Origin of the sequence: Klebsiella pneumoniae (assembly GCF_000742135.1) — a bacterium.
Taxonomy (GTDB): domain Bacteria; phylum Pseudomonadota; class Gammaproteobacteria; order Enterobacterales; family Enterobacteriaceae; genus Klebsiella; species Klebsiella pneumoniae.
In genome coordinates this window covers 2028600-2051987 of record NZ_KN046818.1, presented here as the reverse complement: position 1 = coordinate 2051987, position 23388 = coordinate 2028600, and the positions used below count along the sequence as shown (strand labels likewise).

Here is a 23388-nt window from a genome sequence, read left to right as displayed (position 1 = left end):
CGGGTCAACCCCGGCGCGGTAGAGCGATTAATCGCGACGCAGCCGGCGAGCCAGGCGGGTCCCCAGCGTCTGAATAAGCTGGACAATAACAATCAGCACCAGGGCGGTGGTGAGGGTGGCAAAGGCGTCGAAGCGCTGATAGCCATAGGTAATAGCCAGATCCCCGATTCCCCCGCCGCCCACTGTACCCGCCATGGCGGTGGCGCCGAGCAGACCGATGGTCGCCGTGGTGAGGGCCAGAATCAGCGATGCCGCCGCCTCCGGCAGCATAAAGTGCCAGACAGTCTGCAGCGGGGTTGCGCCCATGGCGTCCGCGGCCTCGAGGATCCCCTCATCCACCTCCAGCAACGAGCTCTCCACTAGTCGGGCAATATAGGGGGCGACAAAGACGATCAGCGGCACGATGGCTCCCGCGGTGCCGATAGTGGTGCCCACCAGCAGTCTGGTAAAGGGCAGGATCACAATCAGCAAAATGATAAACGGCAGTGAACGCAGCACGTTAATCAGCGGATTCAGCGCCTGATGCACCACCGGGTTGGCCACGATGCCGCCGGGACGGCAAACCACCAGCACAATCCCCAGCGGGACGCCGATCAGCGCGCCAAAGCCCAGCGAGACGGCGACCATAATCAGGGTGTCATGCAGCGCCAGCAGAAACTGATCCCCGGTGATGGCGGTATCAATAAGATCAAACATGGGTGATTTTCACTCCTGCATCGACCAGATGGGTGATGGCGCGTTCGGTTTCGTCAGGCTCGCCGAGGAGCTGCACAATCATAAATCCCAGAATCCGGCCCTGAACTTCAGACATGCTGGCAAACAGGATATTCACCTCGACAGCATACTCGCGGATCAGGTGGTTAATAATCGGCTGCTGCGCCGTCGCGCCGACAAATTCGAGGCGTAAAGCCCGGGCGCCGTTATCGCGCTGCAGGAACGACGCCACCCGCTGCGGCAGACGGTCGTGCACCACCGACTGCACGAAACTGGCAGTGACCGGATGCTGCGGCTGAGCAAAGAGATCAAAAACCGCCCCCTGTTCAACGATACGGCCCGCCTGCATCACCGCCATCTTATGACAGATTTTCTGGATCACCGACATCTCATGGGTGATCAGTACGATGGTGATGCCATACCGACGATTAATCTCCTGCAAAAGCAGTAAGATCTGCACCGTAGTGTGGGGGTCGAGCGCCGAGGTGGCTTCATCGCACAGAAGGACCGACGGGTTGGTGGCCAGCGCCCGGGCAATACCGACCCGCTGCTTTTGTCCGCCCGACAGCTCATTAGGGTAGCTGTGGATTTTGTCGCTCAGATCGACGAATGCCAGCAGTTCCGCCACCCGCGCCTGGATAAAGGCCTTGTCGCGCCCCTGTAAAATCAGCGGGATGGCGATGTTATGGAAAACGGTTTTCGAATTCAGCAGATTAAAATTCTGAAAGATCATGCCGATATCTTTTTTGATCGCCTGCAGGCGCTGGCCGCTGCAGGCCTGTAGCGGCTCGCCGTTTAACAGTACCTCGCCCTCGCCAGGCGTTTCCAGACGATTAATCAGCCGTAATAAGGTGCTTTTTCCTGCCCCGCTGTAGCCAATAATGCCAAAAATATCGCCTCGCTCAATGCTGAGATTAATATCCTGCAAGGCCAGAATCGGATGTCCTTTCCTAGAAAAGCTTTTACTGACGTGGCGAAATTCTATCATCGCGTTATTCATTTTAAATAGTCAGGCAGCAGGTAACCATCATACTGCGGATGGCTGAGAATATATTTTTTGAACTCGGCCGAGTGGTAGCCATCGATAATATCTTTGGCAAACTGCGCCTTCTGATTTTTACCGGCGACGGTCACGACATTAATAAAATGGCTGGTGGCTGCTTCCAGCTTTAAGGCCGAGGTCAGGGACATACCGCTGGAAACGGCAAAATTGCCCTGAATCAGGCCATAGTCGACGTCCGGCAGAGCGCGAACCTGCTGGGCATTATCCATCTCTTTTAGGACAATTTTGTAAGGATTATCTACGATGTTACGCTGCGAAAAAGTGGCCGGATCGCTGTCTGGTTTAATTTTCACCCAGCCAAGGCTCTCCAGCACCAGTACCGCGCGATATTCATTTGACGGCTGGTTTGGTACCGACACGACGGTGCCCGCCGCCGGGGTCCCCAGGGTGGTCAGTTTCCCACCATACAGCCCCATCGGCGGCGTGGGGACCTGCACAATGCCCACGTTATCGATCCCCAGCCGCTCATTAATTGCTTTCAGATATACCGGATGCTGCATAATATTCGCTTCGATATCGCCGCGGGCTACCGCGTCATTCACCTGAATACCGTCGCTGAAATCCTTATATTCGATTTTATACCCTTTACTCAATAAATAGGGCGCGACGCCTTTCTCAAATTGTTCTTTATACGGCCCGGGGTTAAAGCCGACGCGGATAAGATGAGCGTCGGCGGCGGCATAAAAAGAGGTGGCCGACAACAGGGCGAGAGCGATCCCGCGCGCAACTGACTTGTTCATAAGGTATTTTCCTGGAGGGTTGGCGATATTGAACGATTAAATCACAGCCGATTGTGGGTTGTAAGCCAGAACGCCGAATTTCCTTTTGCTAATTCCTCATTAACTTTTGCTATACCGACATATCTTAAAAACAAGAATCTTTTGCGTATATTGTTATTTAGCCAGCCGCTATAAATCCCTTAAAGATGGTTAATTATTCGTGATTTAAACCGGGAATGTTATGCCTGATTTTACTGCTTCGCCGCTGGTGGACGCCCTGGAAGAGAATCTGTTCAGCCTGCTGGAAAAACTGGCCGCGGAGGTCAACACCGAAGCGCTGCCGCTGATCGATCTTTCCAGCGGCAGTCCGGATCAACCCACCCCGCCGGAAGTGATCGACTCGCTGCAGAGCGCTATTCATCGTCGTGAAAACCATGGCTACCCGTCGTTCTGGGGCAAACCACAGGTCCGCGAGGCGATCGCCCGGTTCTATCGCCGGCAGTATGATGTGGAACTCGATCCGCACAGCGAAGTCGCCGTGTTTCAGGGGTCGCATATCGGTATAGGCGGCATCCCGCGGGCGCTGCTCAGCCCCGGGCAATACCTCATCTCCACCGATCCCTGCTATCCGATTTACCGCTCGGCGGCGCTGCAGTCCCAGGCGGCGTTTTATGGCCTGCCGCTCAGGGCGGAGAACCATTTCCTGCCGGATTTTAACGATCTTCCCCGGGAAGTCGCTGACAAGGCCGGGCTGGTGGTGCTTAACTATCCGCATAATCCAACCGGCGCCCTCGCCACGCCGGCGCTGTTCGCCAGCGCGCTGCAGTTTGCTCGTCGTCACCAGGTGCCGATCCTCCATGATTTTGCCTATGCGGCCATCGGCAGCGCGGCCAGCGATGCGCCGCTGAGCCTCTTCTCCCAGCCCGACGCCAAAGCATGGGGAGTGGAAACCTATACTTTTTCCAAGACCTTTAATATGGCCGGCTGGCGCTTCGGCTTCGCGGTCGGCAACGCCTCGATTATCCGGGCGTTTAAAAAGCTGCACACCCATAGCTACAGTACGGTGTTTGGCGCGATTCAGGATGCGGCGATCGCCGCGCTCAACCTGCCGGCCGAACGGATTGCGCAGCTAACGGCGGTCTATCATCAACGTCGGGAGTGGGTTCTGCGTCGACTGGCTGCGCTGCGCTGGCCGGCGCGTGACGCACAAGGCACTTTCTTCCTCTGGCTCGGCGTGCCGCCCGGCTACCGTTCGCAGGAGTTTGCCCGCCTGCTGCTGCAGGAAGCGCATATTCTGGTGGCGCCGGGCACTGGTTTTGGCGCAGGGGGAGAAGGATTTATTCGCATCAGCCTGACCGCAGGGGACGAGGCGCTGAGCAACGCGCTGGACCGTCTTGCCCGGCTGGCGCTGTTTTAGTCCGCCGCAGGGAGAAGCAAAAACGCAACCCTGGCCGTCGGGGATTACCCGGCTGACGAGTCCATCACCGACAGCACGATTTTGCCCTCAAGATGCCCCTGCGCTGCTCGCTCATGCGCCATCTGCGCCTGCGCAAGGGGGAAAACGCTGTCAATTGCAACCCGGATGACCCCGGCGTCCAGCAGGTCGGCAAGCCGGGCGAGCTGCGCGCCGCTGGAGCGTACCTGGGTGGTGGAGACCGTCACTCCGCGCTGTCGCGCCTCTTCCGCCCCGGCAAAGCCGAGCGGAAAGATCGGGTACAGCGCGCCGCCGGGTCGCAGGGTACGCAAAAAACGGCCGCTGGTCGGCCCGCCCGGCGCATCAATGACCAGATCCAGGTCACGCACCGTCTCCTCCACTGCAGTGGTTGTATAGTCGATAACGCTATCGGCGCCGAGCTGACGTAAAAAGGCTTCATGGCGGCCCGCGGCGACGGCAATCACCTCGGCGCCCTGCCACTTTGCCAGCTGCACGGCGAAATGACCGACTCCCCCTGCCGCGCCGTTGACCAGGACGCGTTTACCCGCCAGCGGCACCGGCCGATGCGGCCCCGGCTGCAGCGGATTCGCCACCTCATGCCCGGGATCGATCATGAACTGCCAGGCGGTCAGGAGCGACATCGGCACCGCGGCAGCCTGCTGATGGCTCAGGGTTAGGGGTTTGCGGGCCAGGTCGCTGACCGGCACGCTAACGTACTCGGCGTAAGCGCGGCTGCCCCCTGCCGCCCCTTCGGGAAAACGCGCCATAGCATACACTTCGTCGCCGACCGCCACCTCCCGGACGTCATCCGCCCGCGCCACCACCACCCCGGAGAGATCGGTCCCGAGGATCAAGGGAAAGCGGACCTCGGGCCGCCACTCCGGGGGCAGCTGTTGATAGCCATCGCGCAGATAGCTGTCCGGCGGGTTCACGCCCACCGCGTGCACCTGTACCAGTACTTCACCGGCCTGCAGGACCGGCATGGGCGCATCCTCATAGCTCAGGACTTCCGGCCCGCCAAAGGCGTGCTGTTGAACAGCCTTCATCATCTGCGTCGACATCGCTTTCTCCTCATATGGAAATGCGTTATATTTAACGGAGCACTGTTCCGAATATATGGAGCAGTGCTCCGATTGTCAAGGAACGCCAATGAGAGCTGATGCCAGAAAAAATTATGACCTGTTGATCGAGGTGGCCCGGGACGTCTTTGTGGAGCAAGGCGCTGAGGCCTCGCTGCGCGATATCGCCCGCCGGGCGGGCGTCGGAATGGGAACCCTCTATCGCCACTTTCCCAACCGCGACAGCCTGCTGGAAGCCCTGCTCCGCAGCCGCTTTGCGGCGCTAACCGCCCGGGCTGAGTCGCTTCTGCTCGCCGCCGATCCTGCCGCGGCGCTGCTGGAGTGGCTGGCCGAGAGCGTGGCGTTTACCCATCAGCATCGCGGGATCATCGCCCCGCTGATGAGCGCCATCGACGATCCTGAGTCCGCCCTGCACAGCGCCTGCGTTGCCCTGCGCGCCGCCGGTACGTCGCTGCTTACCCGCGCGCAGCAGGCCGGGCTGGCACGGCCAGATCTCAGCGGAGAGGAGCTGTTCGATCTGATCGCCGCGCTTGCCTGGCTGCGGGAGCAGCCGTCCCATGCCCCGCGCGCAGAGCGGATTTTAGCGGTGCTGGCCGACGCGATCCTGACTGCCGGCTAGCGGCGGCCGGTCACCGACGAGACAGCGCGCCTGGCGGGTGACCGGAACACCAGCCTTTAACTATCAAACGCCCAGCGGGCCCCGCTGGTCAGCGCCCGCTCGAAGGCGGGACAGCCGGGGCCGGCCAGCCAGCCGGCGAAGGTGTACAGCTGCGGGTGCAGCTGGCGCAGGGCGTCGAGGTCGGCGTGCCCCGCCAGCCGCCCGTCGTCCACCAGCCCGGTCAGCTTATGCAGAAAAGGACTGGCGGCCAGCACCTCGTCGGAAAATCGCGAATAGGGGATCGGCCGTCCCGCCGCCGCGGAGAATAACCCCTCCAGCTGACGACCGGTCACGCTGTCGCTGGCGATCTCGAACGTCTTGCCGGCAAACCGCGCCGGCGCGGCAAAAACCGCCGCGACAAGATGGCCGATATCCTCCACCGCCAGCACCTGCATTCTCCCCTCCGGCAACATAAAAAATTGAAAACGACCTTCATCAAGGCCAAAACCAGGCATCACCAGCAGCTCCATAAAGGTGGCGGGCCGCACGATGGTCGCCGCCAGCGGCAGGCGGCGAATATGCCGTTCAATTTCCGCTTTGGTGTCATAATGCGCTACGCCGGTCGGCGTCTCCCCCGTCGCGCTGCCGGAGCTGTACACCAGATGCTTCACCCCGCACTCGACGGCGAGATCGGCGATGGTTATCCCGTAGCGTACCTCCTGCTCATCGGTCACCGTCCCTCCCGGCGAACTGGGCTGGACGCTTAAGACGCCGTCGACCCCGGCCATCGCCGACCGCATTGCCGCCCGGTCTTCAAAGGTACCCACGACCAGCTCGGCTCCCCGCGCCGCCAGCGCAGCGGCCCCGGCGGAGAAAGGATCCCTGACCAGCGCCCGAACCCGCCAGCCGCGGTGCAGCAGCGCCCGCGCCACCCCTCCGGGCTGACCCGCGTCTCCTATCCTGGCTTCTCCGCCTACGCCGCCGCCAAAGCGGCTGTGGAGATGCTGAGCGTGTACATGGCCCGCGAGCTGGGCGGGCGCGGCATCACCGTTAATACCATCGCCCCCGGCGCTATCGCCACCGATTTTGGCGGTGGGCTGGTGCGGGACGACGCAGAGGTAAACGCGCAGTTTGCCGCCATGACGGCGCTGGGACGGGTGGGCGTTCCCGAGGATATTGGGCCGATGATCGCCAGCCTGCTACGCGACGATAACCGCTGGGTGACCGCTCAGCGGATCGAGGTGTCGGGCGGACAAACCATCTGACGACTCAGGCTGGCAGGATGCGCTCCAGCGCCAGGCCTGCCAGCCGCACGGTCTCCAGAAGACGCGGCAGACTATCCCCTTCCCGCGCTTTCGCCGACAGGCCAAGCATCAGCGTATCCATATAGTCAGTCACCCGCAGCGCGTCCTGTGGGCGATGGCGGGCGATATACTGCTGGATTTTGGCTCTTGCCGCAGCATGCCATTCGCCTGCCGCCACCCGGGCATCAGCATCCTGACAATGTACCCCCTCCAGCACCAGGCAGCCGGCGGCGGCCGGATCGGCCACATAGCGGCGAGCCGCCTCCTGCAGTACGGCGATGAGCGACGCCGCCACCGGCTGGTCGTCTCGCAGCAGGGCATCGATGGGAATGGCCCCGGTCTGGCTGTAGCGCTGCAGGACGCGGGTATACAGCCCGAGCTTGCTGCCAAAAGCGGCATAAAAGCTCGGGGGGTTGATGCCGAAAGCCTGGGTCAGATCGGCCACGCTCACCGCGTCGTAGCCTCGCGCGTGGAAGAGGCGTTGCGCCGTTTCAATGGCCTGTTCCGCATCAAACTGGCGGGGACGTCCCGGAGCACGCCCTTGTTTTGTAGTGGTCACTATATTAATCCTTGACAGCCTGTTTAGCCGCAGCATATTGTAATCATCACTACAATATCATGAGGTGTGGGATATGACAGCGTTTCACAACAAATCAGTGCTGGTTTTAGGCGGGAGTCGGGGAATTGGCGCGGCGATCGTCAGGCGTTTTGTCGCCGATGGCGCGTCGGTGGTGTTTAGCTATTCCGGTTCGCCGGAAGCGGCCGAGCGGCTGGCGGCAGAGACCGGCAGCACGGCGGTGCAGGCGGACAGCGCCGATCGCGATGCGGTGATAAGCCTGGTCCGCGACAGCGGCCCGCTGGACGTGTTAGTGGTCAATGCCGGGATCGCGCTTTTCGGTGACGCTCTCGAGCAGGACAGCGATGCCATCGTTCGCCTGTTCCGCATCAATATTCACGCCCCCTACCATGCCTCCGTCGAAGCGGCGCGCCGCATGCCGGAAGGCGGGCGCATTATTGTCATCGGCTCGGTCAATGGCGATCGCATGCCAGTGCCGGGAATGGCGGCCTATGCGGTCAGCAAATCGGCCCTGCAGGGGCTGGCGCGCGGCCTGGCGCGGGATTTTGGCCCGCGCGGCATCACGGTCAACGTCGTCCAGCCCGGCCCAATTGATACCGACGCCAACCCGGAGAACGGCCCGATGAAAGAGCTGATGCACAGCTTTATGGCCATTAAGCGCCATGGCCGTCCGGAAGAGGTGGCGGGAATGGTGGCGTGGCTGGCCGGTCCGGAGGCGTCGTTTGTCACTGGCGCCATGCACACCATCGACGGAGCGTTTGGCGCCTGATACCCCAGGGCGGCGATGCGCGCTTTGCACCGCCGCCGCGGGAACGTCATCGCCTGTCAGGGATCATCAGGCCAGGCTATCGACCGCCATAAAAAAGCGATCTTCGGTAAGCATAAGCCGCGCTTCCGGGGACTGGTGCGCCTTGCGGATCATCCAGCCCTCCTCCGGGGCCAGGCTCAGATAAAACACCTCCCGGGATCCCGCGCCGTCGGGCGCCTCAAGACTCAGGGTCACGATCCCCATTTCCACGCCATCCAACAGCTGCTGCGGCACGATATTGACACTGCGCTCGCCGTTTTGCAGACGAATGGCCGGGATATCGTAGCGGCAGATGCCGCTGTTGAGGCTGTAGCCAAGGGTACTCAGGTCGTGGAGATGGCGGGTCGAAATCACCACCTCAATACCGGTTCCATCAAACCACTGACTTATCTGCTGTGCCAGCGCCGCCATCTGCTGACGAAACCTGGCGATATCCGCGGCGGCCGACCCGTCGAGGGCCGCTGTCCGCCGCGGATTTTGCTGTTGCTGCAGTTTCTTAAAAAAACGTTCCCTCGCTGTCACGTTATCCCCCTGTGCTGTGATGAAACCGGTTGGGCTGGATGAAGATGGTTATCGCCCGTTCGCTGGTTACGAAGATTGAGGGCGAACTGGCGCGATGGCCCCGCCGCAAATGTTTGTTTTTTTTTACGTTACTTCGCCGCTTCAGGCCTGAGCCGTAGCTGGTTGTGTTCGGCGGCGAAAATGCGCGGCTTGTCCGGATCCAATTCCTCACGCGCCAGCACCTGCTTCCAGGTATTTCTTTGTGTGTCCGGATGGCGGAACAGGCCGACAACCGCCACGAACGTCGCCTCCGCTTCCAGCGGCATATTCAGACTTGCGTCCCCTCCGGGACCGATCACCACATCGCGACTGGCGAGGAGATCGGCGGCGAGCAGAATATCCCCCTCCTCCAGCAGCTGCTGGTAAACCAGCCGGTCAAAGGTCTGGCGATCTTTAAGCTGATAGATGCGCACCACCACCGGTTCAGAGAGCGAGTGATTCTCTCTGGCATCGGTGTTGAGCGCTTCGCGCGCGGTAAAGTCCAGATGCAGCGTATTAATTTTCTTATAAAAAACGGCGTTGAAGGCAGACTTTGTTCCCTCCGAGACGCGCTGGGTGAGTCCGCATCCGCTCAGGCAAAGCGCAAGCAGGGGCAGCAGACAGGCGGTTTTAGTCAAACTTATACGTAACACGTCGGTTTCCTTGTAGAAAGGTGGCAGGCTGCAGGCCCGTATAGGTACCCAGCTCGGTGGTAAAGGTCTGAGGAATATCGTCCTCACTCTCGCCCTCACCCACGCCCAACACGCCGTTCATACCGAGCCAGAACGGCTCGTCCCCCAGCGGCGGGACAGCCAGCAGTCGGGTCGGCGCGGTCAGGGTGATGTTGGCCCGGAATCGCCAGCCGAGGTATACCCGCAGCAGGATGAGAAAGTCCCGAAACAGCGGGCCGTCAGGCTTCCAGCCCTGCGCCTCCGCGGGATTGTCGGTGGTAAGGGCGACGAGGAGCTGGCTGCTGGCATCCATCGCTTCGTCACCCAGCGGCGTATTGCCGTCCAGGAAGAAGTCGTCATCGCCGTAAAACCCCAGCGGCTGGCTGATCGCCACCGGACGCAGGCTGTACGGGCTCACCCTGACGGTGGTCTCCGGGGCCAGCAGGGTGACCAGCGCCTGGATCCCCTGCTGGGTTTTGCCCGGCTGACGCAGCACGCCGGTTAGCGCCAGAAAGCGCGACGCCGGCGAGGCGATATGCTGCGTCGTGCCGGGGATGCCCAGCCCCGTCAGGCCCAGTAGCGACTGCGAGAGACGATCGGTGCCGCCGGGCTCAAAGGTGGCGGGCCAGGAGTATTTCCGCCAGATGCGGTAAAACTGCGTCATGATCCGGTGGCTGAAGATATCCAGTAAGCCCTGCAGCGCTTCATGCCCTTCCCTGTGCTGGGCGATATCATCGAGATATGCCGTCGGGAGCGGCGAATCGACACCGTACAACCCCATAAAGGTGGTGCGAATGACCGGCGGCCTGCTGTCATCGGCCTCATCGTATTCCACGGCTTTCAGTTCGCTGGCGGGAAATCCCATTCCCGGATGCGGGTAAAAACGCACCGGATCGTCAGCCGGATGGCTGGTTCCCCCCATCAGCGGTTGGCCGGGACGCCGTTTTTCCAGAAGCTGGCAGAAGCGGTAAAAATTGATCCGCGGCAGGTCGGCCTCCAGTCGCGGGGTCAGCCGGGAATGCGGCGGCTGTGCTTCTCTTCCCATTCCAGTCGTTCTCCGGTTGGTTGCAGAATGATAATCAGGCGGTTGAACAAGTAGATGTCGGTGTAGAGCGCGAAGAAGCGGCTAAGCATCTCGCCAAACAGGCATATATCGCCTCGTCCGGCAAAGCCGTGACTGTCGAGGGTGACTTCAATCTGCACGCCGCGCACCAGATGGCCCTGTGCAAAGCGCTCTGTCGCGCGGTGCTTCACGTCGAGGATGGCTTCCAGACGCCGACGATTCATCTCGCTGTCGGTCCATTCATACAGCGCCAGGGTGCCGCGCAGGACCTCCGCGTTATCCATCAGGGAAAGAAAACTGCTGCCCAGATGGCTCAGCACCCGCCAGTGAAAACGGTCCTGGGCGGGGGGATAGCACGGCAGCGTCGGCGCGCAGAGGTTACGCACTGCAATACTGGCGGAAGTGGTTTTCATCACCGTATCGAGCACGGTGCTCTGCAGCGCGCGACGCGGCAGCTGGCCGTTGGTTCCGGTGAGGGTCAGCGACAGGCTTTCATCTTCCGGTACGGTATGATTATCAAAGGCTTCTCCGCCGACGATAAGCCAGGTGTTGTACAGCCCGGAGGGGCCACGGCGCACCCGGGTATGATAGTAATAGTCCGCCGCGTCATGACGCATCATGCCGCCTTTGTGGCGAAAACTTGAGAACGGCGCGTAAACCTGCTGGTGTGAGGAGATCACGGAATCGACGGTGTAAATTTCGGTGTGGCCGTCCTGCACGCGCATCGGGCGCAGCGGGTATTCGGTCTGCAGGGAATTGATGGTCAGCGGATCGGACTCCAGCGGAAACAGGTTGATCACTGGCACGCAGTGCAGGCGCAGCTGCTTTTCGCTGAAGCGGAAGTCATGTTCCCAGCGTTCCGCCAGCACGACGTCGATTTCAAACCACGCCAGTCCGGCCGGAAAAGCCACCGTCTCCAGCCCGCGCAGATCGATGAACATGAACTTTTCGCGGAAGGTAAAATACTCCAGCAGCAGCTGGTAACCGCGAAAACTGCGGCCATCTTCAGGCCAGAGGCCGTCATCCTCGCCAAATCCCAGCGCGCTGAAATACCCGTCCAGCGGCCTTCTGTCCACCTCATCGGGGATGCGCAGCCACATCCGGGCCACATTGAGGGTAAAGGCCTCGTGCATGGCGCAGGCCAGCGGCGCATCGGCGTTGCAGTACAGCGGGATATGACTGAGATCGACCCGGCGCCAGTCCGTCAGCTGGCTGCAGGTAAAGCGCAGCGTGATCACCGACCGGCCATCCGTATCGGTGGCCAGCTGGACGCGCTCCAGGGATAACGGCTGCAGAGCGATCGCTTTGGTGGTGGTGTACCGGCAGCGCGTGCCCTTTTCACCGATCGGCCGGGAAAGCACTTCAAAACCTTTGCCTATCGTCATCGATTCTTTCATTTCCGGCCAGTCGGGGGTGAATTCGACGACCGACATCGAGGGAATGGTACGTAAATAATGTGGCCACAGCAGACTGACCACGCCTTCGGTCAGCTCAGGCAGATCGTCATCGAGTTTCTCGCGCATGCGGCCCATCAGGAAGGCAAAACCTTCAAACAGGCGCTCGACAAAGGGGTCGCGAGCGCCCGCTTTGTCGAGATTGAGCATTGCCGCCTGCTCAGGATGAGCGCGGGCAAACTCTTCACCAGCTTCCAGCAGGTAGCGCATTTCAGCGTCGTAATAACGCAGGGTTAAATCGTCCATAAATCACCAGAATGAGTAATAGCTTTCAGATATGCAGAGAACCGCAGGTGCAGGGAGTGCAATGTGAATGATGCGTGAATTATGAGCACAGCACCGCGGCGCGAGCAGGATCCAGAGCGATGAGCCCGGCAAGCAATGACTCCATTTCTGGCAGCAAGCGATTTTTTTCTGCCTCACTGCGCCCGGCCTTGCCTCTGAGCAGCCGGAGTCGGCGGGCTTTGACCTCAAAGATAAGCTCCGGCTTCCATTGTTCGAGCGTCATTTCCCGGGCGCGGCTGTCGAGTTCCGCCAGCAGATGCAGCGCCATTTCATTTTTTCCGTACTGCTCGCTGACCCGCGCCATCAGTAAGCGCATCAGCCACCGATTGCGGCTGGTGGTATAGCCCGGCTGCGCCTGTAACCAGTTCAGCGCCGACTCAATACCTTCATCGTCCGCGCGGGTGAGCACTTCTGGCTCCAGCGACAGCACCTCATCAGCGCTGGTCGCCGCCATTACCGGCTCATCTTGCCATCCGGCCATCTCATCCAGGACACGTTCGTTAAGCCAGTTGAGCGTCACTTCATCGGCGAATGGCGTACCATCGTTAAACGCCAGGGTTTCCAGCCCCGGCAGACGAGCCAATAGCCCTTTCATATCCCGGCACAGGATATCGGCCCGTACACTGTCAGCATCCAGTTTCAGCAGCGCCTGCCAGGCGTACCACTGCACATCCAGCCACAGATGGTTGACGCCTTGCGCCAACAGCGTGTCCGTATGCTCTAGCAGTTCCGACCAGCTTTTCTGTAAATACAACCGCTTAAGATGGGCTTTACTCTCAGGCTTGGGAGGCAATAGCCGTGTCCGGCCGGAGGCATCCAGCGGCGGTAACTCCGTTAACGTATCCCAACGCACACTCTTCATCAGATGATGACCTGCCAGCCATCCGCCGGGACACTCGCGCAGATATTTCGCCAGCACCTTAGCCTGATCGAGCAAATCACGACCTGACGTGACGGTATGCATTACCGGTGCGGTGTCCGTATGTTGGGGTAGCAGATCGTGTTCTTCGCGGCTGGTCTGCGGCACCAGACTGTGGGCTCCGCCGCTTTGTACCAGGCGGTTCTCCAGTATCTGATATAGCCCGGAAAGATCGGGGCGAGATGCTTCAGCCAAGCCGGAAAAAGTGGCTTCCGCCAGCAATAACGCCCCGATAATGACCTGCATAGTGGTCATGTCGACTTCCGGATAAAGAGACAGACTGTCCGACATCCGGCGACTGCCAAGCCATTCCAGCGCTGATTTACAGCTACGTTCACGCTGGGGATGGAGCATAGCCCCAAACCGCTCAAGCATTGCCGCCAGCAGCGTAACGCCCTCCGCCATACCGGTTTCGCCATCCCGCTGCAGACGCGCCCACACGTAAAAGGTGATCACGCGCAGATCCTTGCAGGTCTGAGTCAGCAGTTTTTCTGCCAGCTGGCAAATCAGTTCGGTATCGACACCGGAGATCTTATTGACCTCCTCGCGGATACGCTGAAAATCATCGTCATAGCCCGGATCGTCCCCGGTTGGTTGGGCGTCACTGATTGGCGCAAGCCAGGACTGCCACTGCGCCTGGCGTGACCGGGCCTGCTGGCGCAGTACGCTTTCATCCAACTGACTGGCGGCAACCAAATTTTGTAAAATACTCATAATTCCATCTCATCCATGTCACTATTCCCTAACCCCGTCGTCAGGGCCTGTGCGCTCTCAGCCGCATCGACAGTGAAAATCTGATCCGGCAGGGTCAATCCGCGCAGCGCCAGAAGCGCCAGCGGGCCGCTCCCAAGCTGGGAGCGCAATACCCACTGCAGGGTGCGGCCATCCGGAGCGGAGAAGCTCATCATCCACTGGCTGCGATCCAGCGGATGGCGTTTACCCTGCTCCAGCCAGCGAATAAAGCCCCAGGTACCGCTGTAGTCACCGAACAGACGCGTGCCCGCATTGACGGTGGTCCAGGTCAGCAGAGTGCCGGGTTTATACGTCTCCCCCGGCCAGCGGAAAGTCTGCCAGTCGGCCATCTGATTGAAATAGCGCAGCTTTTGGCCGTCTATCGTCAGCTGTGTCTCGACAACCTCCGGGGCAGGCCTGGCCTGTAACTCAAAGCTGATCCCCTGGCTGCCGTCGGTGAAAAGAATGTCGGACAGCTGGCTTAGCTGGTTGATCGCGCGCAGAAAGGCCGGATTAAAGACCAGGCCGTGACTGTTGACCTTATCCGGCACCCAGTGACTGCCTTCTTTATGCAGGACACCGTTCAGCTCCGTCGTGAGAAAACGTTCGATTCGCCCGCTGTCTTTGCGCACAAACTCAGCCAGCATCGGCAGGGAGGCGTCGCTTTTGCTGGCGGCAAACGGAAAGCGTCCGTCAAAGGCGGTGTGCCAGTTGGCGACCACCGAACGGCGCCATTTATCATTCAGACTGGTCGCCGATGGCAGAAGCACGGTTTCCCAGGCCTGAGTCAGCGGCTGCACAAACAGAGTATTACCGAAGCCACTCCACTCTTCGCCAAGGCTTGCCGAAATCAGGCTACCGTACTGTTGCGTGTCGGTCAGGTCGACGCTTTTCCCCTGGAAGACGGTCTGCGCCAGGACCTGCATCATTTCCTGCGGATCGGAGGCATTCGCAACCTGCTGCAGGCGCAGGCGCACGCGGGTGATACGGGTCAGATAGGTTTGCAGGCTCAGGGTGCTATCGGCCGACATGACGTTGCTGCCCGTGTTTTTCCCCATCAGCTGGAGCAGTGGGCCGAACGTGTCATCCAGAGGCCCCTGCGGGCCGGCTGCCGACTGGTCGATGACCGGCTTGTCTTTCCCGCCCACCAGATCTTTGGCCGATTTAATAAGGCTGTCCGACAGCCCCTCCCTTTGTTGCCCCGCCTGCCCCTGCCAGGCAAGGGTATTCATCAGGGCAATCAGCGGCGACTGGCGGACATCGCTTATCAGCGTGAGCTGGTCGGTAACATCGGCAATGGTGGTCGCCGGGTTGAGTCGCAGACTGTTGAGAAAATTCAGCCAGCTGCCGGCGAAATCGGTGAAGTAGCGTCGGGTCAGACGCGCTTTCAGCGCCTCCGGCGACAGGTCTGTCGACATCGTTTTGCGCGAATCGCTCAGCACCCAGTCGATTTCCTCCCGGCGCGAGCTGGCTGCCTTATCAATGGCCTGCTGAATGCCGCCTTCCCATGCCTGGCGGGTAAACATCCCCGGGACCACTTCATTGGTGGTAAACAGCCGGCGCGCGTCGGTGCCACTGGTCATGTCTTCCAGCGACACATCGGCAAAATTACGACGCACGGATTTGAGCATGTTCTCATATAAGGTGCTTTCGGCATTGCGGCGACCTAGCTGCTGCAACAGAACCTGACGGCTCTGACTCACCCGTTGCGCATCCGGGATGATCTTCCACTCTGGCCGCTCGGGCAGCAGGGAGAGATAAAAGGCCCACAAATCCGGCGCCAGACTTTGCCACAGACCGGTCGAGATCCCCATTCGCGTCGGCTGGACCGTTTTCATGGTCTGCGCAAAAAATGCGCCATCGGCTTTATCCGGACGAGCCATCATCAGCCAGGCTTTCAGCTGGTCATAGCCCGGTTTCGCCAGCTGGGCTCGTTGGTCGCTATTGGGGGCGGAGTTGACCAGCGCGCTGAGCGCCTGCTGCAACGCGGCATTGGCCGGGTCACGTATCAGGCGATGATTCGCCACACCGTACCAGGGCAGGACGGCGTCTAATAGTTGCTGATGATGGTCCAGACCAAAGCGCCGATACCAGGGAGCGCCATTCTGCCCATCGTGCACGAGACGGCCGGCCTCATTGCGCAGGGCATGGAGGGCCGTCAGTTGATAGTCAGAAACGGAGGGGTGGGCCACCAGGTCGCGGGCTTTTCCCGCTACCGAAGCAATCTGACTGTAATTGAGGGCAAAGGAGAGCAGCAGTCCCGCCGCCCACAGGCCGAAGATGGCCAGCAGACCGCACGCCAGGCCCCGCTCCCATGCCATTCCCACGTGATGCCCGCGTAAACGGCGGCAGTCATCGACGATCCCCTGCCAGGTGGCGGGCAGCGTCAGGAGGTGAGGCTGGCTCGCAGGCAGGGCATCAGCTTCCTGATACGGATCTACGGTACGAGGCTCTGGCAGGCTAAACATCAGGCCTCGCAGCGCAAGCCGCTGCCGCGAGGCGGTCAGCCACGGCGCCAGCTGCCGGCGCCATTGTGCGATCTCCCCGTCGATAAGCTGCTGCCCCAGACGCAGCAGGAAGTCGTGGCGGGTATCTGCTGCGATCTGGTGCATCCCCTGCTCCCGTAGCGTCGGCAACATCTGCGCAAGCTGACGGGCGACATCTTCCTCAGTGGCGCGCAACGGGAAGCTAACCCCTACCGCCTGCACCGCGCGGTCAGCCTGCGGCCACTCACTGTCGCACAGTTTCCATAACCAGACCGGGGCGGCATAGCCCAGCAGTTCGCTGATTTTTTCCAGCCCGCGCAGGTCGCTCTCGCTTATCTGCGGCGTCAGGGTCAGAGACGACGGCATCACCCGCACAATCCCGTCCAGAGGACGGCCACGGCGCAGCTTGCGCAGCGCGGCGTATTGCTGGTTATCGGGTTCGGAGAGCAGACCGCCGCCGTAAATCAGAACGGTACGCTGGCCCTCCAGCCAGCGCTGCTGACATAGACCAGGCGCCAGTTGTTCGATTGCTGCCTCGTCGCCGGTAACCAGCAGCAGGCGGACTTTGCGCCGCCAGCGCAGGCGGTAACGTGCGTGAAGGTGCTTTTTCAGCGGGGCATAAAGGGCTTCGCGCCCGGCGGGCCTGGTGGGTTGCCGCACAGGCGCTGCTGAAGGCTTAACCTTATCTTTTATCAGCAGTCGAAAGGCCATAAACCCCAGTACCAGCAGGCTGAGTGCCATCCCCCAGATAATAAAGCCCGTGGCGATAAGCGGGCGCAGCGTTTCCCACTGCGTGGCACGATCCATCGCCCATAGCCACCATGCCAGCCCGCCCAGGAGCACCAGAAGCGTGACCGCAGCAATACAGACGATAACCGTAGCCGCCACAGAGATAGCTGCAGGTTTATTGACGTTGTCCATCAGGTTTTACAATTCCAATTGCGAGGGTATTCAAGGGATCGCGGGCTAGCCAGCCACACGGTTGTTGGTAGTGCGCGGCGTAGATCGCCGCCAGCGACAGGACGGTCAAGCCTTCCATCTCGCCGATGTCTCCCCAACAGGCATCCTGGCGATACAGGTTGATATCCCAACCGCTGTGCGCCAGCGCTTCCAGCCCCGGCTGAAAAAACAGCGCACAGGCTTCCGGGGGGCCGCTCAGTTCGTTCTGCTCCAGCACACGAGCGGTTACAGCAGTCAGGGCCTCCCCTTTTTCTGCGCAATAGATTTCCCCCCTGGTCAGGTGCACCGGACCGTCCCGTCCGGCGAGCCACAGTACCGCAGACTCTCCGGCGGGTTGCACCGCCCCCGTCTGGGCGACAACCACCTGACATCCGGCGATAAGCACAGTGTCATGGGGGTCAGCTTCCGCCAGAGCGTGTGCTATCTCCGCGAGGCTGGCCTCCCCACGCCAGGCATACGGGCGTGAGGGTAGTGTCATCTGCGCAACAGTGAGGGTCATCTGTGCACGAAACGCCTGCCAGGCGAGCTCCGTTCCCTGCCAGTAGCAACGCAGCGGCGGCGTAAGCGTTCTTTCACTGCGCTGTCGTTGCCATTCCATCACCAGTAGTTCCGCCAGCCGTTTTTCGCGGGCGATAGCCTCAGAAACTGAAAGGTATGGCGCTCGCAGCGCCCTGCCGCCGCCCTCGTTCTCTTCCTCTGGCGGACGCTGGTGACGGCTTAGCACCCGCAGCCAGTCAGTGGTCGTTTTGCCCATGGGCCCCAGCAACAGACCTTCCTGTAACCCGATCGGCTGCCGATGCTCCGCCCACCATTGCTGTTGTTCGTATGCCACCAGTTGGTCATAGAACCTGGCGTTATGCACGCTCATGCGGTAGTACAGCAGCCGGATCAACCAGCCGGTACCTGCCAGCACCAGAGCCAACAGGATCCCGGTGGCGACCAGGGCGCTTTTTCCTTCTGACGAGGGAAGTAAAGCGCTGACCCCGCCGCTAAGCAGGACCAGCAGGGCCGAAGCCGATAGCCACCTGGCCGTACCAGGCGGTCGCGCGTCTCCGTACGGGGGATACTCCGGTACCGGCCTCACTGATCAACCCCGCAGTCTGGGTTAGAGCTGACCAGCGTGCAGCCGCAGGCGCAGCGATGACCGTGCAGCGCAACCGGCTGGCCATCAATCGTGGTTAGTGCGCTGCCTTCAGCAATGGTCGTCATACCGTGTTTGTTACACTTGACCGGGTCGCCCTTGCAGGCGAACCCCAGACCAAAACACTGATAATGCCCCATCAGCACCCTGCCTTGTATCTTGAAGACTGATTAAAATTAATACGATTAGATTTGGCAAAACGTATGCAGCCCGATGCCTTCCAGGGTTCAAGCCCGTATATCAGCGACTGGCGCATACGCTGAGCCACTCATCTGAAACCCGAACAGTTGTCCGTATTCCATAACGTATTTGCAAGGAGGGGTAAAAATGAGTCAGCCAAATCCACTTTGTGTGGGCATCGATGTTTCCAAAGCCACACTGGACATCGCTGCCAGCAGTGATGTTGCTCAGTTTACAGTCAGCAATGACTCTGATGGCTTTAACGCGATTATTACCGGACTGAGACGGCACTCCGTTGCTCTGGTTCTGATGGAGGCCACTGGTGGGCTGGAGGTTGCGGTGGCCTGTTCGCTTCAGGCCGAAGGTTTTGAGGTTGCCGTGGTCAATCCCAGGCAGGCCCGTGACTTCGCCCGTGCAATGGGATATCTTGCGAAGACCGACCGAATTGATGCCAGAGTCCTCACGCAGATGGCTGAGGTTATTAATCGTCATCCTGAGCGGAAACGCTTTATCAGGGCACTGCCGGATGCTGAACGTCAGGCCCTTGCTGCAATGGTGGTTCGCAGACGCCAGTTGATTGCGATGTTGGTGGCTGAGCGTAACCGACTGTATCCATCCCATCCACAGAACAAGAAAAGCATTAATACCATCATTAAAGCGCTGGAAGATGAGCTTGCCAGGCTCGAGAAAGACATGAACAGTCACATCCGGAACCACTTTAAAGAGATTGCTGAGCGCCTGAGCAGTATCAAAGGTGTAGGCACCATGACCGTTTCCGCGATGTTGGCGGAGATTCCGGAACTGGGAACGCTCTCCCGGCGCGAAATCAGTGCGCTTATAGGTGTTGCTCCTGTCAACCGGGACTCAGGGACTATGCGTGGCCGGCGAACCATTTTTGGCGGCAGGGCTGGCGTAAGATCAGCACTGTACATGGCTGCGCTTGTGGCAACCCGCTTTAATCCGGTGATAAAAACGTTTTATGTGCGCCTGCTTGCAGCCGGAAAGGCCAAAAAAGTGGCGCTGGTAGCCTGTATGCGTAAGCTGCTTACCATCCTGAACGCAATGCTCAGAAAGAACGAAGAATGGGATGAGTCGTACCACCACGTTGCTCCATAATTTTTACCTTCAAGACAGTTGCTCCATACTCCCGCAGGGTATCGCCTTTGCGAATGACTTTATTCATCGGATCCTCCTTATCCGCGTTCAGACCGTTGTCGTCAGAACGTCCTCCAGCCAGCTGGCCGGCAGCGCGGCTTGCCCCCGCGCCAGCTGCTCGTCCGCTTTCCGCGCCTTTTGCTGTGCGACAACGGTTCCCGGCTCGTGGGTAAATGCCCGCAGCTGCTCCCCTCCGGGCAGCTCCGGCAGCGCTTCCCCGGTTATCTGGTCCAGCACCGCCACCTCCAGCGAGCGCACGGCGCCTGTCGCAGCCAGCCCGGCCAGCTTGCCGGTCAGGCGCTTTTGCCGGAAACTGAGCACGACACCCGCGGTCACGGTCGCAAAACCCACCAGGTCTCCGGCGAGCACCAGCGGCGAGAGCGGCTTACTGCAGCGCTCGCTGAAGTAAATCATCCGGTAGCGGAAGTAGCCGGTCCACATCTCGCGCGTGCCGAGCGCGGCATACATAAACCAGGCGCGTGAGTCATGCACCTGATCATCAAACAGCGCCCTCACCAGCCCGGCAGGCTGCTCCGCGTTGCTGGCCTCCCCGGCATCGGGAAAGAGGACGGCCACCCGGGCCTCTCCGTCACGCTTCATGCGCCGGTATTCCTGCGCTTCATCATCGGTATTGAGAACGAAAATAACCGGCTGCAGCACGGTATCCAGCACCAGCTGCGCCAGGTTATCCGGGATACGGTAACCGTCGTGGTAATCCTTTCCGAACTCCTTCGCCGCGTCGAACAGCTGGGTTTGATCCATCTTTGGGTCAAAATCCTTCACGCCCGGCTGCAGAACCAGCTCATCCATCCTGTCAGGAGGCTGGTTTGCTATCTGGTTCTGGCGAGCCCTGAGCACCGCCGCCTGTTTTTCATCACGAATCTCTTCTGCCGCCTTACGCGCGGCAGGCAGCGCTTCGGTATTCGTGGCGCGCTGATAGAAGGGCGTTTTCAGCATTGAGCCTCTGGCATAGCGGTCGATGCGCCAGGCGGTGATCCAGGCCATCTGCTCAGCAATGACGGTTTCCAGACTGCCGCCGGCGGCAGGTGGTTCGTAGTGAGAGGCTGCATCGGGATCGAACGTTTTCGGCGTGGTTTGGCCCAGGGTAAGTTCGCGCCAGGCGTTGAAGCGTGATATTAATTCCGGTGCAGCGACAAAATCTCTAATTTGCTCAGCATCAAGAGCGCGCCAACTATCCTTTCTTAAACTCTCCGGTAAACTAAATTTATTGACTTTCAGTGGCGCGCCAGCAGAAAAAGCGCTTGAATACAGGTCATGCAACACTATTTGTGACAACAGATAGCCATCATGTTTAGCATTCGCCTTCCCCTGATCCCCCGGTGGATACCCTCCACCAATATCCGAGTGCATTCCCGGGTAAACCACCTCAGTGGCACAGGGCGGGTATTTGCCGTTTGCCCGGCGCACAGAGTCCAGCGGAAAGCAGAGACGCTGCTCATGCCCGGAGACCAGGTGAACACATTTTTTTATCAGCCCGCCATAGGTTTCATCATCCGGCAGCTCCATCGTGCCGTCTGCCCAGGACATATGCCCGTCGGCAACCGGCACCACATGCGCCACCCCAACGGAGGCCACCGTATCCAGCAGCCCGAGAAACTCCACGCTGACGGGCAGCTGCATCCCGCCTGTCTGCAGGCACTGCGGCGGTTTTTCACCTTCCGCCGCCGGCGGGGGCAGCAGTTCGCTCAGCCAGCGCACAAAGGTGCGCGCCGCTGCCGCGCCGCGGGAAAAACCATAGACATACAGCTTGATGCCTGTCAGTTTCGGCTTGCCCGGCTCAGGCTGAATAATCAGGGGCTTCAAATCAGAGGCCAAATCATTCAGCAAACGAGTGAACTCTTCATAGCGGTTATGGCTGCCGCCAAACCACAGCCGGTTCCAGCTGGTACCCATTTTTTTGAGGGATTCACGGCTGGCTCCTTCGGACAGCTTTATGCTGTTGTTTTCCTTGTCCTTACTCAGGCGCATTAGCACATCAATAATCCGCAGCAGCGCCCAGTTAATCCGCTCCTCACCCTTAACTGCCCCCACCAGACCCATGGTGGAATAGTCCGGGTCATTCACTTCCGGGAACGGGGTGCCCACACCGGGAATATAAAACTTGAAGTATTTTCCTCCACTGTCTTTTACCCCATCCAGCGGCATCTTTTTGGTATCAGTGACGCCGCCGGCGGTACCGTCGCCAATGGTGGCACGAAACAAACGCGCGATATTGGTCGGGTGCTTCGGGTTCGCGATAAAAAAGTCATGATTTAAGTTATTGCCGGTACCGTCGAAAAACAGGCTGATGTGCAGTGTCTTGCAGCACGGCGGCTCCACGCGCCGTCCGGCAGCCAGGCACAGTTCCTGGTGATAGCGCCGCTCGTCGCTGTTCTGCTGATGGCAGTTCTGCCCAACCTGCAGCGCCCGGCCCGGCAGACGTCCCTGCGGCGGAAACGGCGGCGGGACCCAGGCGGCATGGGTTTCGGTTATTTCGGACATACGGCGGGCTCCTTCATCCTGACGGGCTCTTTTATCGGGTACGACGGACTGCCGTAGGTGTAACAGCTGGTGGTCACCTTCACGTCATCGCAGGGTAAAAAGTGCACTGTAATGCCGCACACATCCTGGCCGTTATAGTCGGGCAGCGGAACGGTTTGGCTGTGCTGGCGTTTTTGGGCATCAATGTCTGCTATCCAGGCTTTATATTTAGCCCTGTCAGCAAACCCCGGGAAACCCGCAGATGAACCCTGCCCGGTTTCCCAGTCAACGCGCACCGTCATACCCGGCGTCCAGCGGGCGGGCACGCTGAAGCAGCAGCCGCCTCCGCCCCCCTGAAACGGGCCTATTGAATCGATACCCGACTGGCCATTGATACTGAAGTGGTTAATTGCCCATTTGGTGTGGTTGATGGCGTCAATGGTGCCGCCGCCTCCGGCCTGTGCGGCAGGCTGTGCACAGCCGGTTAACAGCAGCAGACCCGCCAGCAGCGGGCTGATTAATGCAGATTTCATCGGACTCTCCCTGTCGGTTTGAGGGTAATGAAGGGATGGTGATGCCATCCTGAATAAACGAAGGCGGGCTACTTCGGACATACGGCAGGCTCCTTCATCCTGACGGGCTCTTTTATCGGATAGTTCGCATTTCTCGGTGACCAGCAGCTGGTGGTCACCTTCACGTCATCGCAGGGTAAAAAGTGCACCGTAATGCCGCACACATCCTGGCCGTTATAGTCGGGCAGCGGAACGGTTTTGCTGTGCTGCCTCTTTTGGGCATCAATCCCTTTTTTCCAGGCAAGGTATTTCGCCTCATCAGCAAACCCCGGGAAACCCGCGGATGAACCCTGCCCGGTTTCCCATTCAACGCGCACCGTCATACCCGGCGTCCAGCGGGCGGGCACGCTGAAGCAGCAGCCGCCTCCGCCCCCTGGACTGACCCCATAAAGTTGGATGGTTCATATTAAGCGGCTCTCAGAGCCTGGGTTCGGTACTCTACCGGACTCAGG

General features: G+C 60.0%; 20 protein-coding genes and 2 pseudogenes. 5 read left to right on the top strand and 17 right to left on the bottom strand.

Features of this window, described 5'->3' with window-relative positions; genetic code table 11:
* Positions 1-27 precede the first annotated feature (27 nt).
* The 3 genes from DR88_RS15645 to DR88_RS15655 are packed head-to-tail and all read right to left on the bottom strand — an operon-like array spanning position 28 to position 2517.
* Positions 28-696 carry a methionine ABC transporter permease gene (locus DR88_RS15645; RefSeq protein WP_002902397.1) on the bottom strand — a complete coding sequence of 223 codons (669 nt, stop codon included), beginning with the start codon at positions 694-696 and terminating at the stop codon, positions 28-30.
* Complete coding sequence (locus DR88_RS15650; RefSeq protein ID WP_032444022.1) at positions 689-1702, bottom strand: methionine ABC transporter ATP-binding protein; 1014 nt, start codon at positions 1700-1702, stop codon at positions 689-691. The genes DR88_RS15645 and DR88_RS15650 overlap by 8 nt, the downstream gene beginning before the upstream one ends.
* Before the next feature lie 8 nt (positions 1703-1710).
* A complete protein-coding gene (locus tag DR88_RS15655) occupies positions 1711-2517 on the bottom strand; it encodes a MetQ/NlpA family ABC transporter substrate-binding protein (protein ID WP_002902393.1) in 807 nt (268 codons plus the stop codon).
* A gap of 220 nt (positions 2518-2737) precedes the next feature.
* Here DR88_RS15655 and DR88_RS15660 point away from each other — a divergent pair, with 220 nt between their 5' ends.
* Positions 2738-3913 (top strand): aminotransferase class I/II-fold pyridoxal phosphate-dependent enzyme, encoded by a 1176-nt coding sequence (locus DR88_RS15660; protein ID WP_004148182.1) that lies wholly within the window; start codon positions 2738-2740, stop codon positions 3911-3913.
* Between the two features lie 44 nt (positions 3914-3957).
* Here DR88_RS15660 and DR88_RS15665 read toward each other — a convergent pair whose 3' ends face one another.
* Complete coding sequence (locus tag DR88_RS15665; RefSeq protein WP_004148181.1) at positions 3958-4992, bottom strand: NADP-dependent oxidoreductase; 1035 nt, start codon at positions 4990-4992, stop codon at positions 3958-3960.
* Positions 4993-5080: 88 nt separating this feature from the next.
* Between DR88_RS15665 and DR88_RS15670 the strand changes: the two genes are divergently transcribed.
* On the top strand, positions 5081-5629 hold the full coding sequence (locus tag DR88_RS15670; RefSeq protein ID WP_004179582.1) for a TetR/AcrR family transcriptional regulator: 549 nt from the start codon (positions 5081-5083) through the stop codon (positions 5627-5629).
* A 56-nt stretch (positions 5630-5685) separates the two neighbouring features.
* On the opposite strand, the gene DR88_RS0125625 is transcribed toward DR88_RS15670, so the two are convergent.
* Positions 5686-6567 (bottom strand): NmrA/HSCARG family protein, encoded by an 882-nt coding sequence (locus DR88_RS0125625; RefSeq protein WP_032443860.1) that lies wholly within the window; start codon positions 6565-6567, stop codon positions 5686-5688.
* On the opposite strand from DR88_RS0125625, the pseudogene DR88_RS15675 reads away from it, so the two are divergent.
* Positions 6544-6873: pseudogene (locus DR88_RS15675) on the top strand (SDR family oxidoreductase); the annotation flags it as partial. The gene DR88_RS0125625 and the pseudogene DR88_RS15675 sit on opposite strands and share 24 nt — an antisense overlap.
* Positions 6874-6877: 4 nt before the next feature.
* On the opposite strand, the gene DR88_RS15680 reads toward DR88_RS15675, so the two are convergent.
* The gene (locus DR88_RS15680) at positions 6878-7471 is read right to left on the bottom strand and encodes a TetR/AcrR family transcriptional regulator (protein WP_025862234.1); all 594 of its coding nucleotides are present in this window, start codon (positions 7469-7471) and stop codon (positions 6878-6880) included.
* Positions 7472-7544: 73 nt separating this feature from the next.
* Between DR88_RS15680 and bdcA the strand changes: the two genes are divergently transcribed.
* Positions 7545-8258 carry an SDR family oxidoreductase gene (gene bdcA, locus DR88_RS15685; protein WP_025862233.1) on the top strand — a complete coding sequence of 238 codons (714 nt, stop codon included), beginning with the start codon at positions 7545-7547 and terminating at the stop codon, positions 8256-8258.
* A 66-nt stretch (positions 8259-8324) separates the two neighbouring features.
* On the opposite strand, the gene DR88_RS15690 is transcribed toward bdcA, so the two are convergent.
* The 8 genes from DR88_RS15690 to DR88_RS15725 form a co-directional block, all read right to left on the bottom strand.
* Positions 8325-8819, bottom strand: coding sequence for a hypothetical protein (locus tag DR88_RS15690; protein ID WP_016947221.1), 495 nt, complete (start codon positions 8817-8819; stop codon positions 8325-8327).
* Between the two features lie 128 nt (positions 8820-8947).
* Positions 8948-9490, bottom strand: a complete 543-nt coding sequence (gene tssJ / locus DR88_RS15695) for a type VI secretion system lipoprotein TssJ (protein ID WP_020803993.1) — start codon at positions 9488-9490, stop codon at positions 8948-8950.
* Positions 9468-10553 carry a type VI secretion system baseplate subunit TssG gene (gene tssG, locus DR88_RS15700; RefSeq protein ID WP_004148179.1) on the bottom strand — a complete coding sequence of 362 codons (1086 nt, stop codon included), beginning with the start codon at positions 10551-10553 and terminating at the stop codon, positions 9468-9470. The genes tssJ and tssG overlap by 23 nt, the downstream gene beginning before the upstream one ends.
* Entirely contained in the window at positions 10517-12271 is a 1755-nt protein-coding gene (gene tssF / locus DR88_RS15705) for a type VI secretion system baseplate subunit TssF (RefSeq protein WP_004148178.1), read from the bottom strand. The genes tssG and tssF overlap by 37 nt, the downstream gene beginning before the upstream one ends.
* A gap of 79 nt (positions 12272-12350) precedes the next feature.
* Positions 12351-13943, bottom strand: a complete 1593-nt coding sequence (gene tssA / locus DR88_RS15710; protein ID WP_004148177.1) for a type VI secretion system protein TssA — start codon at positions 13941-13943, stop codon at positions 12351-12353.
* Positions 13940-17368 (bottom strand): ImcF-related family protein, encoded by a 3429-nt coding sequence (locus DR88_RS15715; protein WP_004148176.1) that lies wholly within the window; start codon positions 17366-17368, stop codon positions 13940-13942. Before DR88_RS15715 ends, tssA begins: the two co-directional genes overlap by 4 nt.
* Positions 17352-18491: a KPHS_23130 family T6SS system protein gene (locus DR88_RS15720; protein ID WP_004148175.1), complete on the bottom strand. Its 1140-nt coding sequence runs from the start codon at positions 18489-18491 to the stop codon at positions 17352-17354. The genes DR88_RS15715 and DR88_RS15720 overlap by 17 nt, the downstream gene beginning before the upstream one ends.
* Positions 18488-18688, bottom strand: a complete 201-nt coding sequence (locus DR88_RS15725; RefSeq protein WP_050511145.1) for a PAAR domain-containing protein — start codon at positions 18686-18688, stop codon at positions 18488-18490. Before DR88_RS15725 ends, DR88_RS15720 begins: the two co-directional genes overlap by 4 nt.
* A 187-nt stretch (positions 18689-18875) precedes the next feature.
* On the opposite strand from DR88_RS15725, the gene DR88_RS15730 reads away from it, so the two are divergent.
* A complete protein-coding gene (locus tag DR88_RS15730; RefSeq protein ID WP_028016388.1) occupies positions 18876-19844 on the top strand; it encodes an IS110 family RNA-guided transposase in 969 nt (322 codons plus the stop codon).
* Positions 19845-19931: 87 nt separating this feature from the next.
* On the opposite strand, the gene DR88_RS31290 is transcribed toward DR88_RS15730, so the two are convergent.
* From DR88_RS31290 to tli1a, 3 genes and pseudogenes are all read right to left on the bottom strand, one after another.
* On the bottom strand, positions 19932-22385 hold the full coding sequence (locus DR88_RS31290) for a T6SS phospholipase effector Tle1-like catalytic domain-containing protein (RefSeq protein WP_004148173.1): 2454 nt from the start codon (positions 22383-22385) through the stop codon (positions 19932-19934).
* Positions 22373-22897, bottom strand: coding sequence for a T6SS immunity phospholipase A1-binding lipoprotein Tli1-KP (gene tli1, locus DR88_RS15740; protein ID WP_025862318.1), 525 nt, complete (start codon positions 22895-22897; stop codon positions 22373-22375). Before tli1 ends, DR88_RS31290 begins: the two co-directional genes overlap by 13 nt.
* Positions 22898-22965: 68 nt before the next feature.
* Positions 22966-23316, bottom strand: a pseudogene (gene tli1a, locus DR88_RS15745) (Tli1a family immunity protein); the annotation flags it as partial.
* Between the last annotated feature and the right edge of the window lie 72 nt (positions 23317-23388).

Bases quoted from the DNA above. Each gene is read 5' to 3' on its own strand.
- bdcA (WP_025862233.1), top strand. From the start codon at position 7,545: ATGACAGCGTTTCACAACAAATCAGTGCTGGTTTTAGGCGGGAGTCGG.
- DR88_RS15660 (WP_004148182.1), top strand. From the start codon at position 2,738: ATGCCTGATTTTACTGCTTCGCCGCTGGTGGACGCCCTGGAAGAGAAT.
- DR88_RS15665 (WP_004148181.1), bottom strand. From the start codon at position 4,992: ATGTCGACGCAGATGATGAAGGCTGTTCAACAGCACGCCTTTGGCGGG.
- DR88_RS15655 (WP_002902393.1), bottom strand. From the start codon at position 2,517: ATGAACAAGTCAGTTGCGCGCGGGATCGCTCTCGCCCTGTTGTCGGCC.
- DR88_RS15730 (WP_028016388.1), top strand. From the start codon at position 18,876: ATGAGTCAGCCAAATCCACTTTGTGTGGGCATCGATGTTTCCAAAGCC.
- tssG (WP_004148179.1), bottom strand. From the start codon at position 10,553: ATGGGAAGAGAAGCACAGCCGCCGCATTCCCGGCTGACCCCGCGACTG.
- tssF (WP_004148178.1), bottom strand. From the start codon at position 12,271: ATGGACGATTTAACCCTGCGTTATTACGACGCTGAAATGCGCTACCTG.
- DR88_RS15725 (WP_050511145.1), bottom strand. From the start codon at position 18,688: ATGGGGCATTATCAGTGTTTTGGTCTGGGGTTCGCCTGCAAGGGCGAC.
- DR88_RS15670 (WP_004179582.1), top strand. From the start codon at position 5,081: ATGAGAGCTGATGCCAGAAAAAATTATGACCTGTTGATCGAGGTGGCC.
- DR88_RS15715 (WP_004148176.1), bottom strand. From the start codon at position 17,368: ATGGACAACGTCAATAAACCTGCAGCTATCTCTGTGGCGGCTACGGTT.
- tli1 (WP_025862318.1), bottom strand. From the start codon at position 22,897: ATGAAATCTGCATTAATCAGCCCGCTGCTGGCGGGTCTGCTGCTGTTA.
- tssA (WP_004148177.1), bottom strand. From the start codon at position 13,943: ATGAGTATTTTACAAAATTTGGTTGCCGCCAGTCAGTTGGATGAAAGC.
- DR88_RS15650 (WP_032444022.1), bottom strand. From the start codon at position 1,702: ATGATAGAATTTCGCCACGTCAGTAAAAGCTTTTCTAGGAAAGGACAT.
- DR88_RS15645 (WP_002902397.1), bottom strand. From the start codon at position 696: ATGTTTGATCTTATTGATACCGCCATCACCGGGGATCAGTTTCTGCTG.
- DR88_RS31290 (WP_004148173.1), bottom strand. From the start codon at position 22,385: ATGTCCGAAATAACCGAAACCCATGCCGCCTGGGTCCCGCCGCCGTTT.